The 16,346-nt window shown below is 63.2% G+C and carries 16 protein-coding genes; 9 read left to right on the top strand and 7 right to left on the bottom strand.

What is annotated here, in order from left to right; genetic code table 11:
- Positions 1 to 173: 173 nt before the first annotated feature.
- Positions 174 to 1,544 (bottom strand): DNA repair protein RadA, encoded by a 1,371-nt coding sequence (gene radA, locus DMX12_RS25405; protein WP_110679787.1) that lies wholly within the window; start codon positions 1,542 to 1,544, stop codon positions 174 to 176.
- Positions 1,545 to 1,720: 176 nt separating this feature from the next.
- Between radA and mscL the strand changes: the two genes are divergently transcribed.
- Positions 1,721 to 2,140, top strand: coding sequence for a large-conductance mechanosensitive channel protein MscL (gene mscL / locus DMX12_RS25400; protein ID WP_029888025.1), 420 nt, complete (start codon positions 1,721 to 1,723; stop codon positions 2,138 to 2,140).
- A gap of 71 nt (positions 2,141 to 2,211) precedes the next feature.
- On the opposite strand, the gene DMX12_RS25395 is transcribed toward mscL, so the two are convergent.
- Positions 2,212 to 2,988, bottom strand: coding sequence for a ferredoxin--NADP reductase (locus DMX12_RS25395; RefSeq protein WP_110679786.1), 777 nt, complete (start codon positions 2,986 to 2,988; stop codon positions 2,212 to 2,214).
- 212 nt (positions 2,989 to 3,200) lie between these two features.
- Between DMX12_RS25395 and DMX12_RS25390 the strand changes: the two genes are divergently transcribed.
- Positions 3,201 to 3,908 (top strand): autoinducer binding domain-containing protein, encoded by a 708-nt coding sequence (locus tag DMX12_RS25390; RefSeq protein ID WP_110679785.1) that lies wholly within the window; start codon positions 3,201 to 3,203, stop codon positions 3,906 to 3,908.
- A gap of 96 nt (positions 3,909 to 4,004) precedes the next feature.
- Positions 4,005 to 5,129, top strand: coding sequence for a methyltransferase (locus DMX12_RS25385; RefSeq protein ID WP_110679784.1), 1,125 nt, complete (start codon positions 4,005 to 4,007; stop codon positions 5,127 to 5,129).
- 448 nt (positions 5,130 to 5,577) lie between these two features.
- On the opposite strand, the gene DMX12_RS25380 is transcribed toward DMX12_RS25385, so the two are convergent.
- Genes DMX12_RS25380 through DMX12_RS25370 form a run of 3 tightly spaced genes read right to left on the bottom strand, consistent with a single transcriptional unit; the run spans position 5,578 to position 8,190 of the window.
- Positions 5,578 to 5,733: a DUF2474 domain-containing protein gene (locus DMX12_RS25380; protein ID WP_009682264.1), complete on the bottom strand. Its 156-nt coding sequence runs from the start codon at positions 5,731 to 5,733 to the stop codon at positions 5,578 to 5,580.
- A gap of 9 nt (positions 5,734 to 5,742) precedes the next feature.
- Complete coding sequence (gene cydB / locus DMX12_RS25375) at positions 5,743 to 6,750, bottom strand: cytochrome d ubiquinol oxidase subunit II (RefSeq protein ID WP_110679783.1); 1,008 nt, start codon at positions 6,748 to 6,750, stop codon at positions 5,743 to 5,745.
- A gap of 3 nt (positions 6,751 to 6,753) precedes the next feature.
- Positions 6,754 to 8,190 carry a cytochrome ubiquinol oxidase subunit I gene (locus DMX12_RS25370; protein ID WP_009682262.1) on the bottom strand — a complete coding sequence of 479 codons (1,437 nt, stop codon included), beginning with the start codon at positions 8,188 to 8,190 and terminating at the stop codon, positions 6,754 to 6,756.
- Between the two features lie 344 nt (positions 8,191 to 8,534).
- Between DMX12_RS25370 and DMX12_RS25365 the strand changes: the two genes are divergently transcribed.
- From DMX12_RS25365 to DMX12_RS25345, 5 genes are all read left to right on the top strand, one after another.
- Entirely contained in the window at positions 8,535 to 9,755 is a 1,221-nt protein-coding gene (locus DMX12_RS25365) for an MFS transporter (RefSeq protein ID WP_054912342.1), read from the top strand.
- Between the two features lie 190 nt (positions 9,756 to 9,945).
- On the top strand, positions 9,946 to 11,241 hold the full coding sequence (locus DMX12_RS25360) for an NCS2 family permease (protein ID WP_110679782.1): 1,296 nt from the start codon (positions 9,946 to 9,948) through the stop codon (positions 11,239 to 11,241).
- Positions 11,238 to 12,323 (top strand): tRNA (uridine(54)-C5)-methyltransferase TrmA, encoded by a 1,086-nt coding sequence (gene trmA / locus DMX12_RS25355; protein ID WP_110679781.1) that lies wholly within the window; start codon positions 11,238 to 11,240, stop codon positions 12,321 to 12,323. The genes DMX12_RS25360 and trmA overlap by 4 nt, the downstream gene beginning before the upstream one ends.
- Positions 12,324 to 12,381: 58 nt before the next feature.
- Positions 12,382 to 13,287 carry a LysR family transcriptional regulator gene (locus tag DMX12_RS25350; protein WP_110679780.1) on the top strand — a complete coding sequence of 302 codons (906 nt, stop codon included), beginning with the start codon at positions 12,382 to 12,384 and terminating at the stop codon, positions 13,285 to 13,287.
- 103 nt (positions 13,288 to 13,390) lie between these two features.
- Positions 13,391 to 13,825, top strand: a complete 435-nt coding sequence (locus tag DMX12_RS25345; RefSeq protein WP_110679779.1) for a cupin domain-containing protein — start codon at positions 13,391 to 13,393, stop codon at positions 13,823 to 13,825.
- A gap of 35 nt (positions 13,826 to 13,860) precedes the next feature.
- Here DMX12_RS25345 and pcaG read toward each other — a convergent pair whose 3' ends face one another.
- Complete coding sequence (gene pcaG, locus DMX12_RS25340) at positions 13,861 to 14,466, bottom strand: protocatechuate 3,4-dioxygenase subunit alpha (protein ID WP_009682256.1); 606 nt, start codon at positions 14,464 to 14,466, stop codon at positions 13,861 to 13,863.
- 10 nt (positions 14,467 to 14,476) lie between these two features.
- Entirely contained in the window at positions 14,477 to 15,196 is a 720-nt protein-coding gene (gene pcaH / locus DMX12_RS25335; RefSeq protein WP_110679778.1) for a protocatechuate 3,4-dioxygenase subunit beta, read from the bottom strand.
- A gap of 225 nt (positions 15,197 to 15,421) precedes the next feature.
- Between pcaH and DMX12_RS25330 the strand changes: the two genes are divergently transcribed.
- Positions 15,422 to 16,315: a neutral zinc metallopeptidase gene (locus tag DMX12_RS25330; RefSeq protein WP_110679777.1), complete on the top strand. Its 894-nt coding sequence runs from the start codon at positions 15,422 to 15,424 to the stop codon at positions 16,313 to 16,315.
- The last annotated feature ends 31 nt before the right edge of the window (positions 16,316 to 16,346 follow it).

Below are 16,346 nucleotides of genomic sequence, written 5' to 3'. Positions count from 1 at the left end.
CAGGAATAATTGGCCCGAAACAAACGTAGGAGCGAGCGCAGCTCGCGATTGCGCCGCGCGGGCGGCGCTCGCTCTAACAGGCGCTGCCATACCTTGTGGCAAACACCTGTCAGCCCTAAGGCGATCCTTGTGGGAGCTGGCTTGCCGGCGATAGGGCCAGTACAGGCTACGAATTACTCGAACAATGCATCCAGTGCCTGCTCCAGCCGGGTCACGGCAATGACCTGCAGCCCCGCTGGCGGCTCCTTCGGCGCATTGCCCTTGGGCACGATCGCCCGCTTGAAGCCGTGCTTGGCCGCTTCCTTCAAGCGCTCCTGCCCGCTTGGCACCGGGCGTACCTCGCCCGACAAGCCGATCTCGCCGAACACCAGCAGGCCATGGGCCAGTGGCCGATTGCGCAGGCTGGACATCACCGCCGCCAGCAGCGCCAGGTCCGAAGCGGTTTCCAGCACCTTGACCCCGCCCACCACATTGAGGAACACGTCCTGGTCGTGGGTGGGTATACCGCCGTGGCGGTGCAGTACCGCCAGCAGCATGGCCAGGCGGTTCTGGTCCAGGCCCAGGGTGACCCGGCGCGGGTTGGCCAGGTGGCTGTCGTCCACCAGCGCCTGCACCTCGACCAGCATGGGCCGGGTGCCTTCCCAGGTGGCCATCACCACGCTGCCCGGCACTTCCTCCTGGGTACGGTTGAGGAAGATCGCAGACGGGTTGGAGACCTCCTTCAAGCCGCGGTCGGTCATGCCGAACACGCCCAGCTCGTTGACGGCGCCGAAGCGGTTCTTCACCGCCCGCAGCAAGCGCAGGCGGCCGTCGGACTCGCCCTCGAAATACAACACGGTATCGACCATGTGCTCCAGCACCCGCGGGCCGGCCAGCGAGCCCTCCTTGGTGACATGGCCGACCAGGAAGATGGCCGTGCCGCTCTGCTTGGCATAACGCACCAGCAACGCCGTGCTTTCACGCACCTGGGCAACGCCACCAGGGGCTGACTGCAACTGCTCGGTGAAGATGGTCTGGATGGAGTCGATCACCATTACCCGCGGTTTTTCGACACGTGCCGTGGCAATGATCGTCTCGATGCAGGTTTCGGTCATGACCTTGAGCTTGTCCTGGGGCAGGCCCAGGCGGCGCGAGCGCATGGCCACCTGTTGCTGCGATTCCTCGCCAGTGACATACAGTGCCGGCAAGCCCACGGCGATGTTGCACAGGGTCTGCAACAGGATGGTCGACTTGCCGATGCCGGGGTCGCCACCAATCAGCACCACCGAGCCGTCCACCAGGCCGCCACCCAACACACGGTCGAGCTCGGTGCTGCTGGTGGTGAAACGGGGGATCTCCTCGACGCTGACTTCGGCCAGGGTCTTGATCTGTGCCTGCTGCCCGGTCCAACCGGCGCGGCCACTGCTGGGCGCAGCGGCACCGCCGCTTTCGATCATGGTTTCGACCAGGGTGTTCCAGGCCCCGCATTCACCACACTGGCCGGCCCATTTGGGGAAGGTCGCGCCGCACTCGGTGCAGCCATACATGCGCTTGGCCTTGGCCATGGGTTGGGGTCTCCTGGAAAAATCGCCATGATAGCCGAGCCGCACGTGCCTCGAGCGCTTCGGGATGCGACAAAACTATTCGTTCTAACCGCAGTCAGTTGCCCTGAACACAACGCATGAAGCGTTCAAGTGGCTTACACTGCGTTTACCTCACCTTTTGTTACAAGGATCTAAACATGGGCATGCTCAATGAGTTCAAGGCCTTCGCGGTCAAAGGCAACGTCGTCGACATGGCGGTTGGTATCATCATCGGCGCAGCCTTCGGCAAGATCGTCTCGTCCTTCGTCGGCGACGTGATCATGCCTCCGCTGGGCCTGTTGATTGGTGGTGTGGATTTCAGCGATCTGGCCATCACCCTGAAAGCCGCTCAAGGTGACGTACCGGCGGTGGTGCTGGCCTATGGCAAGTTCATCCAGACCGTGATCGACTTCCTGATCGTGGCCTTCGCCATTTTCATGGGCGTGAAGGCCATCAACCGGCTCAAGCGTGAAGAGGCCGTGGCACCGACTGCCCCGCCAGTGCCTACCCCCCAGGAAACCCTGCTGACCGAGATTCGCGATTTGCTCAAGACGCAGAATCAGAACCGCCTGCCTTGAGGTTGCCGGGCTGCCTTGCAGCCCGCTCCTGCTCGCCGGCACCGGCAGCGCCGGTGCCCAGGCCCAGCGCCTTACCAGTAATTCTCGACCGCCACCTGGCCGGGCCGCTTGCTCAGGCTCAACTGCAGGTCGCGTGCCTTGAGCACCTTGCGTGTCTCGTCGATCATCTCCGGGTTGCCGCACAGCATCACCCGCGAATGCTCGGGGGACAGTTCCAGCCCCGCCGCCTTCTCCAACTCACCGTTCTCGATCAGCGTGGTAATGCGCTGGTTCAGCGCGCCAGGGTGCTGCTCGCGGGTCACCACCGGAATGAACTGCAACTTGCCAGCAAACTCGGCCAGATAATCGCGCTGTTCCAGCCCGGCAATTTCATCCACATAAGCCAGCTCTCTGGCCTCGCGCACCGAATACACCAGTTTGATGCTGTCGAACCGCTCCCAGGCCTCGAAGTCCTGCAGGATCGACATGAACGGCGCAATGCCGGTACCGGTAGCCAGCAGCCACAGGTCGCGGCCGCCGACGAACCGGTCGAGGGTGAGGAAGCCAAACGCCTGGCGGTCTATCAGCAAGGTATCGCCTGCCCCCAGGCGGCTCAGCTCACTGGTGAACTCGCCGCCCGGCACCACGATGGAGAAGAAATCCAGGTGCTCGTCATGGGGCGCACTGACCATGGAATAGGCGCGCCATACCACGCTGCCATCGGCCTTGGTCACGCCCAGGCGGGCGAACTGGCCGGAACGAAATCGGAACCCGGCATCGCGCGTAACCCGCAGGCTGAAGAGGTTCGGCGTCAGCGGCTGAACATCGAGCAGGGTCTGGCGGGTGAACTTTTCGGCGCTAGCGGTCATATCGGGCTCCAGGGTTGGCGTGTGCACAGTGTCGCCTAAAGTGCTCGGGATAAAAACCACCGCTTTGTAGGGCCTCACGCCGGGTGCCGGTATGAAAGTCGCAGAGAATGCGGTTGGCTATAGCAAAAAATCCCAACACAACGGTAGGTCTTTTCCTACACTAGTCCTGATTCTCAAACGGATTGGATCCCGCGCCCCAAGGAGTGTTTCAGATGCTTCACTGGAAACTTGAATATCTTGATGCGTTCGTCAGCGAGCGCAGCCCAAAGAAGCTGTTCAACATCGCAGTGCATCTGGCGCAGGACCTGGCGATGCAGTACCTGGCGCTGAACCTGCGCATTCAGATCGCGACGCAGACGCCCAGGCTCTACCTGTACAGCAACTATCCCGATGAATGGATCAGTCGCTATCAGCGCGACGACTTCTACAAGCAGGACTGCGCCGCCCACCTCAGCCACCAGTCGACCCTGCCGGTGCTGTGGACCGACGAGCTCTATCATGAGGCCCCGCACTTTCGCGAAGCAGCCTGCCAACATGGCCTGCGTCACGGTTGGACGCAGTCGCTGCACGACCTGCAACACAACGAGAGCCAGATCAGCGTGGCCCGCCCGGCGGGCAGCATCGACATCACCGAACTCTACGAGAAGGCCGGCAGTGTGCAGTGGCTGTGCCACACGCTGCATGCCGTGCTCGGCGAACACCACCTGAACGCGTTATGCCCGCCACAACCGAAGATGAGCGCGCGTGAGCTGGAAGTGCTGAAATGGTCCGCCGCTGGTAAGACCGCTGCCGACGTTGCCTGCATTCTGTCGTTGTCGCAAAGCACGGTGAATTTCCATATCCGCAGCGTGATCACCAAGACCAATGCCGCCAACAAGGCTGGCGCCATCGCCATTGCCGCGTTGCGCGGCTGGATCTGACCTTCAGACCTGCGACCCGGGGCAAAGCCCTGTAGAATCGCCTGGCAAAGCCCGGGGCGAACCGCAACGGGCAGTTTCATACCCGAGCCAGACGCCATGCCCCTGTTGACCACCCCTTACGCCGAACTCGACCTGATCCGCCAGCCCGAACAGGCCAACGACCCTTTGCAGGCTTTCGATGCCGCTGACGAATACCTGCTCGCGCAGTTGCACGCGCAGGCACCTGACGCCAACTGCCGGGTGCTGGTGCTCAACGACAGCTTCGGGGCCGTGGCCGCCAACCTGGCTGGCAAGGTGCAGGTGACCAGCAGCGGCGACTCCCACCTGGCGCACATGGCCCTGGAAAAGAACCTGGCGCGCAATGGCCTGCCGTTCGACAGCGTGCCGTTCGTGCCAGCCAGCGAGCACTGGCAGGGCCCGTTCGACCGGGTGCTGCTGCGCGTGCCTAAAACCCTGGCCCTGCTCGAAGAGCAACTGATTCGCCTGCAGGGGCAGCTGGCCCCCACTGCGCAGGTGATTGCCGGGGCAATGGTCAAGCACTTGCCACGCGCGGCCGGTGACCTGTTGGAGAAATACATCGGCCCGGTGCAGGCTTCGCTGGCGCAAAAGAAGGCCCGCCTGCTCACCGCGACGCTGGCAGAGCGCCCCCTGGCCCGCTCGCCCTACCCTAGCCGTTACCGCCTGGACACGCCGGCGCTGGAATTGCTCAACCATGCCAACGTGTTCTGCCGTGAAGGCCTGGATATCGGCACCCGGGCGTTCCTGCCGCACCTGCCACGCGACCTCGGCCGCGCGCGGGTAGCAGACCTGGGCTGTGGCAACGGGGTGCTGGCCATTGCCAGTGCCCTCGCCAACCCGGATGCCGAGTACACCTTGGTAGACGAGTCGTACATGGCGGTGCAATCGGCACGGGAGAACTGGCGCGCCGCCTTGGGTGAGCGGCCGGCCACCTTCGAAGCAGCCGACGGCTTGGCCGGGGTCGAGAAACAGTCGCTGGATGTGGTGCTCTGCAACCCGCCGTTCCACCAGCAACAGGTGGTTGGCGATTTTCTTGCCTGGCGCATGTTCCAGCAGGCACGCGAAGCGTTGGTGGTGGGCGGGGCCCTGTACATCGTGGGCAACCGCCACCTGGGCTATCACAGCAAGCTGGCGCGGTTGTTCCGTGGGGTGGAGCAGGTAGCGGCTACGCCCAAGTTTGTAATCCTCAAAGCGCGCAAGTAAGCCTGTACCGGCCCTATCGCCGGCAAGCCGGCTCCCACAGGACTGCACAAGGCTCGAGGCAGATGCGACCCTGTGGGAGATTCTATGGTTTCTGGCAAGGGTAGCCGCAGCATCTTCAGCGCCTGTGAGATCGAGCGCCGCCCGCGCGGCGCATCGCGAGCTGCGCTCGCTCCTACGTTTGTTTCGGGCCAGTAACCCCTGTGCCAGATGCGCGCGGCCGCCTTGTTCGTACGACGCGATTTTGAGGCATGCGCCAAGGCGTTCGCGCGCAAATCCCACAGGAATAATTGGCCCGAAACAAACGTAGGAGCGAGCGCAGCTCGCGATGCGCCGCGCGGGCGGCGCTCGCTCTAACAGGCGCTGCATACCTTGTGGCAAACACCTGTCAGCCCTGATGCAATCCCTGTGGGAGCTGGCTTGCCGGCGATAGGGCCAAAGCAGGCTTACCTCAATGGGTGGTCAGGCCAGCAGCCCCCATGAACAAGCGCATCACCCAGGCCGCCACACCCAGTGCGGCCACGCTCAACGCCCAGATCAGCACCAGCCAACCCAGCCGCTGCCACAGCGGTTTCTTTTCTTCCAGGCCATGCTTGCCAGTCATCATGCGGGCCTCCTAGTGGTAGCCGTCGTCATGGGTCACCTTGCCGCGGAACACGTAGTAGCTCCAGAAGGTATACCCGAGGATGAACGGCAGGATGAACAGGGTGCCAACCAGCATGAAGCCCTGGCTTTGTGCTGGCGCTGCGGCATCCCAGATCGAGATCGACGGCGGGATGATGTTCGGCCACAGGCTGATGCCCAAGCCGCTGTAGCCAAGGAATATCAGCACCAGCGTGAGCAGGAACGGCGTGTAGTGCGCGTTGCGGGCCACGGCCTTGAGCAAGCCATAGAACGTTACCAGCACCAGCAACGGCACCGGCATGAACCACAGCAGGTTAGGCATGCTGAACCAGCGGTCGGCGATCTGCGGGTAGGCAATCGGCGTCCACAGGCTGACGATACCGATCACCACCAGCAGCACCAGCGCCAAGGGCCGGGCGATTTCGTGCATTTTCTGCTGCAGCGGCCCTTCGGTTTTCATGATCAACCAGGTGCAACCCAGCAGCGTGTAGGCCACGATCAGCCCCACCCCGCAGAACAGGCTGAACGGGGTAAACCAGTCGAGGGTGCCCCCGGCAAAATGCCGGTCGACCACCTTGAACCCTTCCAGGAACGCGCCCAGCGCCACACCCTGGAAGAAGGTGGCGATCAGCGAACCCCAGATGAATGCCTTGTCCCAGATGTGCCGCTTGCGGGCGGTGGCCTTGAAGCGGAATTCAAAGGCCACCCCCCGGAAGATCAAGCCGATCAGCATCAGGATCAATGGCAAGTACAACGCTTCGAGCACTACCGAGTAGGCCATCGGGAAGGCCCCGAACAGCCCGGCCCCCCCGAGCACCAGCCAGGTTTCGTTGCCGTCCCACACCGGGGCGACGGTGTTCATCATCACATCACGGTCATGCTCGCCCTTTACGAACGGGAAAAGCATGCCGATGCCCAGGTCGAAACCATCCATCACTACGTACATCATCACGCCGAAGATGATGATCACCGCCCAGATCAGCGGAAGGTCGATACCCATGGCTCAGTTCCCCTTGTTCAGGCTGGCGGTGTTGGCCTCGTGGCCATCATCGGCGGCGGACAGCGGCCGCGCCGGGGTGCGTTTGGTGCCGGGGCCACCTGGGTTGATTTCATCACCCTCACCGGTCTGCGGGCCCTTGCGCACCAGGCGCAGCATGTAGCCAAGGCCGGTGCCGAACAGGGCGAAATACACCACCACGAACGCCACCAGGGTAAAGCCAAGCTGCGCATAGCTGTGGTTGGACACCCCGTCTGCGGTGCGCAGCAGGCCGTAAACCACCCAGGGCTGGCGGCCAATTTCAGTGGTGAACCAGCCGGCCAGCAGCGCCACCAGCCCGGAGGGCCCCATCCACACTGCCATGTGCAGGAACGGCCGCGAGGTGTACAGCGTGCCCCGCTTGCGTAGCCAGAGGCTCCACAGGCCAACGAAGATCATCAGCAGGCCCAGGCCGACCATGATGCGGAACGACCAGAACACGATGGTCGAGTTGGGCCGGTCTTCTGGCGGGAAGTCCTTCATCGCCGGCACCTGCTTGTCCAGGCTGTGGGTCAGGATCAGGCTGCCAAGCGCCGGGATCTCAAGCTTGAAGCGGGTGGTTTCGGCCTGCATGTCGGGAATGCCGAAAAGGATCAGCGGCGTCGGCTCACCGGGCACGTTCTCCCAGTGGCCTTCGATCGCGGCGATCTTCACCGGTTGGTGCTTGAGCGTGTTGAGGCCGTGGAAGTCGCCGATCACCGCCTGGATCGGGGCGACGATCAGTGCCATCCACATGGCCATCGACAGCATCTTGCGCACCGCCGGGTTGTCCCGCCCGCGCAGCAGGTGCCAGGCCGCCGAGGCGCCGACGAAGAACGCAGTAGACACGAACGCGGCCGTGGCCATGTGCATCAGGCGGTACGGGAACGAGGGGTTGAACACCACGGCCAGCCAGTCTACCGGCACTACCCGGCCATCGATGATCTCGTGGCCTTGCGGGGTTTGCATCCAGCTGTTGGAGGCCAGGATCCAGAACGTGGACACCAGCGTACCCAGTGCCACCATCAGCGTGGAGAAGAAGTGCAGCCCTCTGCCCACACGATTCCAGCCGAACAGCATGACCCCGAGGAAACCGGCTTCGAGGAAGAAGGCGGTGAGCACCTCGTAGGTGAGCAGTGGGCCGGTAACCGCGCCGGCGAAGTCGGAGAAGCGGCTCCAGTTGGTACCGAACTGGTAAGCCATGACCAACCCCGAGACCACCCCCATGCCGAAGTTCACCGCGAAGATCTTCGACCAGAAATGGTAGAGGTCGCGGTAGACCTGGTTGTGGGTGCGCAACCACAGGCCTTCGAGCACCGCCAGGTAGCTGGCCAGGCCAATGGTAATGGCTGGGAACAGGATGTGGAACGACACGGTAAAGGCGAACTGCATTCGGGCGAGCTCTAAGGCTTCTATTCCGAACATGGTGCTTCCTCTTCAGATAATCCGGCGGACGGGCTCGTGGCACCGTCGCCCACTGCCCCCACTGGGTCGAGTACGGCGCGTTGGAATTGTTCTGTTCGATCGCAGGGATTCCGGCCCACTGGGCCCATTCGTTAGTTCTGGAACGATTGATCCAGATCAACGACTGCTAGGAAGCATAGTCCTGAATGCACGGTTGGGCCGTGCGGTGGATTGCCGCGTGACCGGTTGCCCCACCGGCTTTCATGACGCGCGAAAAAGTGCTGACCCGGGCAAACAGTAACTGTTTGTTACAAACAGATGATACGCTGCGCCCCCCTCCACTGCGCCGAGGCTCCAGGGTTCCGATGTCCGATTCCGCACCGCAGTTGTTGCGCCAGCACCGCCCGTTTCTGGCCTTCTGGCTGGCCCGTGTATTCACCGCCAGTGGCTTCCAGATGCTCACCGTGGCCATTGGCTGGCACCTCTACCAATTGACCGGCAATGTTCTGGACCTGGGCCTGGTAGGCCTGGTCGAATTCGCCCCTCGGGTGCTGTTCATGCTGCACACCGGGCATGTCGCCGACCGCTATGACAGGCGCAAGGTCGCAGCGCTGTGCCAGAGCCTGCAGGGGCTGATTGCCCTGGCGCTGGCCGTGGGCAGCGCCACCGACAACGTTACCCGGGAACTGATTTTTGCCCTGGCCTTCCTGCTGGGCGCCACGCGCTCGTTCGAAATGCCAGCCACCCAGGCGCTGCTACCCAACGTGGTACCGCCAGGGCTGTTCCCACGGGCGGTGGCCGCTTCGGCCTCGGCCACCCAGTCGGCGACCATCGTCGCCCCGGCGGTGGGCGGTTTTCTGTACGCATTTGGCAGCATCTGGGTGTATGGCCCGACGGTGGCCCTGTACGCCATCGCCTGCATCCTGACCCTGAGCCTGCAGGCACGCGGCCAGGTTACCCAGCGTGGGCGTGCGAGCATCGAGTCGCTGCTGGCAGGGATCCGCTTCATTCGTAGCCGCCCGGACATTCTTGGGGCCATTTCGCTGGACCTGTTCGCTGTGCTGCTGGGCGGTGCCACGGCGCTGCTGCCGGTGTTCGCCAAGGACATCCTGCTCACTGGCCCACTGGGCCTGGGCCTGTTGCGCTCGGCGCCAGCGGTGGGGGCATTGCTGATGTCGCTGTGGCTCGCGCGTTTTCCATTCGAGCGCAATGTCGGGCGGACCATGTTCACCGCAGTGGGTATTTTTGGCGTGGCCACCATTGCCTTCGGCCTGTCCACCTCGTTCTGGTTTTCGCTGGCGGTGCTGGTGGTACTGGGCGCGGCAGACATGATCAGCATGGTCATCCGCAGTTCGTTCGTGCAACTGGAAACGCCCGATGAGATGCGCGGGCGGGTGAGCGCGGTGAACGGGCTGTTCATTGGTGCCTCAAATCAGCTCGGCGAGTTCGAGTCGGGGGTGACGGCGCACTGGTTTGGCACAGTGCCGGCAGTGGTGATGGGTGGGGTGGGCACGTTGCTGGTGACCGGGGTATGGATAAAACTGTTCCCTACACTGGCCAAGCGGGATCGGTTGCACAGCGGTTGATGGGTTGCCGGCCACAGGGCCAATACAGGCTACAGCGAACCCATTCCCCAACGGCCATAGGCCACCGCCGAGCATGCTGGTATGATGCGCGGCTTTTTTCCGCCCCACACAAAACCACGGCAAGCGGTACGGTCTGTGCTTTGCTGTTGGGGTCGATATATTCGTGGCGCCGGGCGCCTTGGGAGCGGGAATGCTGGAAAGGCTGTTTCAACTAAAAGCACACAACACCAACGTGCGCACCGAGATTCTTGCGGGCGTCACCACCTTCCTGGCCATGGCCTACATCCTGTTCGTCAACCCGAGCATCCTCGGCGAGACCGGCATGGACAAGGGGGCGATCTTTGTCGCCACCTGCCTGGCAGCCGCCATCGGCTCCACCACCATGGGCCTGATCGCCAACTACCCGATCGCCCTGGCCCCGGGCATGGGCCTGAACGCGTTCTTCACCTATACCGTGGTGCTGCACATGGCCCACACCTGGCAGGTGGCACTGGGTGCAGTGTTCCTGTCGGCGGTGATGTTCTTCCTGCTGTCGATCTTCCGTATCCGTGAATGGATCGTGAACAGCATCCCACTGCCGCTGCGCTCGGCGATTGCCGCCGGTATCGGCCTGTTCCTGGCACTGATCGCCCTGCATAATGCCGGCATCGTCGTCGATAACCCGGCAACCCTGGTTGGCTTGGGTGACCTCAAGCAACCGGCCCCGATTCTCGCCACACTGGGCTTCTTCCTGATTGTCGGCCTGGAAGCACTGAAAGTGCGCGGCGCCGTGCTGATCGGCATCCTGGCGGTGACCGTCGCGGCGATCGTGATGGGCGTGACGCCGTTCGGCGGCATCGTCTCCATGCCGCCATCGCTGGCCCCGACCTTCCTGCAGCTGGATATCGCCGGCGCGCTGGATGTGGGCCTGGTAAGCGTGATCTTCGCCTTCCTGTTCGTCGATCTGTTCGACAACTCCGGCACCCTGATCGGCGTGGCCAAGCGCGCCGGGCTGATGGGCAAGGACGGCCACATGCCGAAAATGGGCCGTGCGCTGATCGCTGACAGCACCGCGGCCATGGCCGGTTCGCTGCTGGGCACCTCGACCACCACCAGCTACATCGAATCCGCTGCCGGCGTCAGCGCCGGTGGCCGTACCGGCCTGACGGCCATCGTGGTCGCCGTACTGTTCCTGCTGGCGCTGTTCTTCGCACCGTTGGCCGGCAGCGTGCCGGCCTTCGCCACGGCCCCGGCGCTGCTGTTCGTGGCGGTGCTGATGGCCTCGGGCCTGGCGGAGATAAACTGGGACGACGTGACCGAAGCCGCACCGGTGGTGGTGACTGCCCTGGCCATGCCGCTGACCTACTCGATCGCCAACGGTATTGCCTTCGGCTTCATCGCCTGGACTGCAGTCAAGCTGATTTCCGGCCGCTACCGCGACCTGAACCCGGCGCTGGTGATCCTTTCCATCCTGTTCGTCATCAAGCTGGGCTGGTTCAACGCATGAGTGCTGCTTTCGACCCCTCCTCCTACGCCACCCAGCTGGACGCCAAGGTCGCCCGGCTGCGCGAGCTGCTGGCACCGTTCGGCGCACCAGAGCCGGCTGTTTTCGACTCGCCACGCGAGCACTACCGCCTGCGCGCCGAGTTCCGCCTGTGGCGCGAGGATGGCCAGCGCCACTACGCCATGTTCGCCCCGGGCGAGAAGCACAAGGCGATCCTGATCGACGACTTCCCGATTGCCAGCCTGCACATCAACGAACTGATGCCGCGCCTGAAGGCAGCCTGGCAGGCCAGCGAAGCGCTGGGCAACCGCCTGTTCCAGGTGGAGTTCCTTACCACCCTGGCTGGCGACGCCATGATTACCCTGTGCTACCACCGCCCGCTGGATGAGGCCTGGGAAGTGGCTGCACGGCAGCTGTCCGAGGCGCTGGGCGTGAGCGTGATTGGCCGCTCCAAAGGCAAGCGCCTGGTGATCGGCCGCGACTACGCGGTGGAAAAACTCGATGTGGCTGGCCGTGTGTTCAGCTATCGCCAGCCAGAAGGCGCGTTCACCCAGCCTAACGGTGCCGTGAACCAGAAGATGCTGAGCTGGGCGTTCGAGGCAATGGGCGAGCGTGAGGACGACCTGCTGGAGCTGTATTGCGGCAACGGCAATTTCACCCTGCCACTGGCCACCCGCGTGCGCCAGGTGCTGGCCACCGAGATCAGCAAGACGTCGGTCAATGCCGCGTTGAGCAACCTCGACGAAAACGCTGTGGATAACGTGCGGCTGGTGCGCTTGTCGGCTGAAGAGCTGACCCAGGCGCTGAACGAGGTGCGGCCGTTCCGCCGGCTGGAAGGCATTGACCTGAAAGCCTATGACTTCGGTACGGTGTTCGTCGACCCGCCGCGTGCGGGTATGGACCCGGATACCTGCGAGTTGACCCGGCGTTTCGAGCGGATCCTGTACATCTCGTGCAACCCGGAAACGCTGGCGCAGAACATCGCTCAGTTGCAAGATACCCACCGTATCGAACGCTGCGCGCTGTTCGATCAATTCCCGTACACGCACCATATGGAAAGCGGCGTGCTGCTGGTCCGGCGCTGATCCGCGCTGCACTGGGGCCTGGCTGGCCCCAGCGCAGCTTGCCAGGAGAGTGATGCCGATGGACCAGTTCAGTGCCATGCAGTCTTTCCGCCGGGTGGTCGATCTCGGCAGTTTCAGCGCCGCTGCCAGTCAGGCGGGGGTCTCGCATACCGTCCTGTCACGCCAGGTAAAGCAGCTTGAACGCCACCTCGGCGCGCAATTGCTCACCCGAACCACGCGCCGCTTGCACCTCACCGAAGCCGGCACATTGTTCTATCGCCATTGCGTGCAGATTCTCGAACAGATGCAGGCGATGAGCCTGGAGTTGTCGGAGCATCAGCAACAGCCCACCGGCACCTTGCGCCTGGGCGTGGCCACAGCCTTTGGTGAACTGGAGCTGGGTCGCTGGCTACCGGATTTCGTCGAGCGCCATCCCCTGTTGCAGATCGAGCTGCACTGCAGCGACCGCTTCGTCGACCTTCTCGAGGCGGAAATTGATGTGTGCTTGCGGGTCACCGACCAGTTACCGAACTCCAGCCTGGTGGCGCGCCGGCTGACGGGCAGCGAAGTGTTGCTGGTAGCAGCCCCGGGTTATCTGCAGCGACACGGCACACCGGCTACGCCCGACGAACTCACTGGCCACCCCCTGCTCGGCTATAGCCAGCTACCGCACCCACAGCGCCTGCAACTGACCAACAACCAAGGCGAACAGCGCGACATCCTCATGCCCCGACGCCTGAGTGCGAATTCGCCGATGGCCCTGCGCGCTGCCGCCATAGGCGCCCTCGGCATCGCCAGCTTCGACCGCTTCATCGTCCACGATGCCCTGCTGAACGGGCGGCTGGTACCGGTGCTGGAAGGCTGGAAACTGCCAGCGCGCACGCTTTACGCGGTTTATCCACAGAACCGCTACCTGCCGCCCAAGGTGCGAGCATTGCTGGATTACGTACAGGCGTACTATTCACAAGCGAGGTGGGAATATTGATTTGTGCGCGATTGACACAAGTCATGGCTGGTTCTGCCCGTATTTGTGCCCTGAACGGTGAGTTAGCCTTTTGTTGATCATCACTCAACAAAGGTACTCCAGCATGAAAGCAGTGCAGGCATTCATCGCAGCGTTGGCACTCGGCACCTTGGCAGTCGGCGCCAACGCGGCACAACCACTCGTTTCAGTTACCGACCACACGGCCTTGAACTGGCAGGCCGTGCCCAATACCAATGGCGCTGTCAGCTTCGCCAACGTTGAAGGCGATATCTTCGGCAAGGGGCCCTACTCGGCCTATGTGAAATTCAGCAAAGGCACCGACAACGGCCTGCACCAGCACAGCCAGGCACTGCCAACGGTCGTCCTGAAGGGGACCTTCTATGCGGTGATCGACGGCAAGCGCATCGAGTATCCGGCAGGCGCCTATTACAATCTGCCGGCCGGGTTGATACATGAAAGTGGCTGCACGGCGGCTGCCGATTGCCTGCTGTTTCAACATCAGGCCGGTACGTTCGACCTCAAACCCGTTGCAGGCTGAGGCATCGGGGCCGCTTGGCGGCCCCGACGTCTACATCAAAAGTCGAAGAACACCGTCTCGCCTTCGCCCTGAATACGGATATCAAAGCGATACGCCGTTTTCCCGTCCACTTCACAACGCTTGGCAATCAGCGTCTCGCGCCGCTGCGGCTGCTCGATCAGGTTGAGCACCGGGCACTTGGCATTGAGCGGCGCTTCATCATCGAAATACAGGCGCGTGTGCAGGTGGATGTTGATGCCACGGGCAAACAGGCTGATGTTGATGTGCGGCGCCATCGGTACGCCAGCGGCATTGTTCACCACGCCGGGCTTGACCGTGTACAGCGTCCACTCACCGGCGTCGAAGGTGGTGGCGGTGCGGCCGAAGCTGTTGAACGCGTTTTCCAGGTTGTAGGCATCCTGGTACTCGCCGTTAGCGTCGGCTTGCCACACTTCCAGGAACGAGTCGCGCACCAGGTGGCCGTTGCCGTCGTAGACATGGCCGATCAGCTGAATGTGCTCACCCGGGGCGTCGGGCTTGGCCAGGCGGTTCCAGATTTCCTGGTCACGGGTAGGGTTGCCGGCCGCTTCCAGGGCCAGGCCGATGTGCACGTAGGGGCCGGCAGTCTGCGAAGGGGTTTCCGGCAGCAGTTCGATTGGCATGGCGGGGTCCTCAGCAGTTTTCGAAGTGGGTCTTGCGCTGGCCGCGCAGCACGATGTCGAAGCGGTAGGCCAGGCAGTCCATCGGGTTGGCGTTGCTCATGTCGAGCTTGGCAATCAACTGCTGCACAGCTTGCGGGTTGGCGATCGACTTGACGATCGGGCACATCGGGATCAGCGGGTCGCCTTCGAAGTACAGCTGGGTGATCAGCTTGGTGGCGATCGACGGACCGCTGATGGCGAAGTGGATGTGCGCCGGGCGCCAGTCGTTCGGGCCGTTGCGCCACGGGTACGGGCCCGGCTTGATGGTGCGGAAGCTGTAGTAGCCGTCACGGTCGGTCAGGCAGCGGCCGACACCGCCGAAGTTGGGGTCCAGCGGTGCCAGGTAGCGGTCGTTCTTGTGGCGGTAGCGGCCACCGGCGTTGGCTTGCCACATTTCCACCAGGGTATTGGCCACAGGCTTGCCGTACTGGTCGACAACGCGGCCGGCAACGATGATGCGCTCACCGATCGGCAGGCCACCGTTGTTGAAATTCAGCAGCAGGTCATGGTCATGGGCACCGAAGCCCAGGTGGGAAAAATCCGGGCCGGTGGTTTCGCTGATCGACTGCGGAATGCTGACCAGCGCCTGGCGCGGCGAGCGGGCGACGGAGGTCTTGTAGTCGGGGGTGAGGGCTTTGGGGTGCCAGTTGCGATCACGGATCACGAAGCGGCTGTTGTCCTGGGCGGGCATGCCGGTTTCCTCTCTTGGAATTATGGAGATGCACAGGCGGGCTTATTGAACCCTTCGCGGGCAAGCCCGCTCCTACATACAGTTTCCGGCATGTCGCGCGCGGTGAATATTGAAATGAGGCACGTCAAACATATCCATTTGGTTATGCATGACCACCTGGACCTGACACCCGCTGCTGTCGTGAACTAATCTTTTACTTCTTGTTTCACGCTCGGGAGAGCACTCATGGAATGGCGAAAAGGCCGACGCAGCGACAACGTAGTCGATGCCCGGGGCGAAGGTGGCGGTGGGGGCGGCATGCGCTTTGGCGGCGGCAAGGGCCTGGGCTTGGGGGCGATCCTGCTGATCGTCGGCATCGGCTGGTTGACCGGGCAGGACCCGCTGCAGATCCTCGGCCAGTTGGCCGGCCAGGTGGAGCAGCAGCAGACCCAGACCGCGCCAAGCGGTGCTGGCGCCAAGGCGCCACCGGCCAGCGATGAGCAGGCCCAGTTCGTGGCCTCGATCCTGGGCGATACCGAGGACACTTGGAAGGCATTGTTTGCCGAAGCAGGCAAACAGTACCGCGACCCCAAGCTGGTGCTGTTCAGTGGCCAGGTCAATTCGGCCTGCGGCGCTGCCTCTGCGGCCGTGGGGCCGTTCTATTGCCCGGCCGACCAGCGCGTGTACCTGGACATGTCGTTCTTCCGCGAAATGGAAACCCGTTTCGCCGCGGCCGGCGACTTTGCCCAGGCCTACGTCATCGCCCACGAAATTGGCCACCACGTACAGACCTTGCTGGGGGTTTCGGCCAAGGTCGACGCCGCCCGCCGCAGTGGCCAGCGCATGGAGGGCGACAATGGGTTGCTGGTACGCCAGGAACTGCAGGCGGACTGCCTGGCGGGTGTCTGGGCCTACCAGGCACAGAAGCGCTTGAACTGGCTGGAGCCGGGCGATGTAGAGGAGGCGCTGAACGCCGCCAACGCCATTGGCGATGACCGGCTGCAACAGCAAGGGCGCGGCCGTGTGGTGCCGGACTCCTTTACCCATGGCACCTCGGCCCAGCGCGTGCGCTGGTTCAAGACAGGGTTTGCCGAAGGTGAAGTGGACCGCTGCGATACCTTCAGTGCCCGTAGCCTCTGACACCTCGCCAACAGGCTGCTGCGTCAGCGCT

Source organism: Pseudomonas sp. MB-090624, assembly GCF_003205245.1.
GTDB classification, from domain to species: Bacteria; Pseudomonadota; Gammaproteobacteria; order Pseudomonadales; family Pseudomonadaceae; genus Aquipseudomonas; species Aquipseudomonas juntendi.
This window is presented reverse-complemented; position numbering and strand designations above follow the sequence as displayed.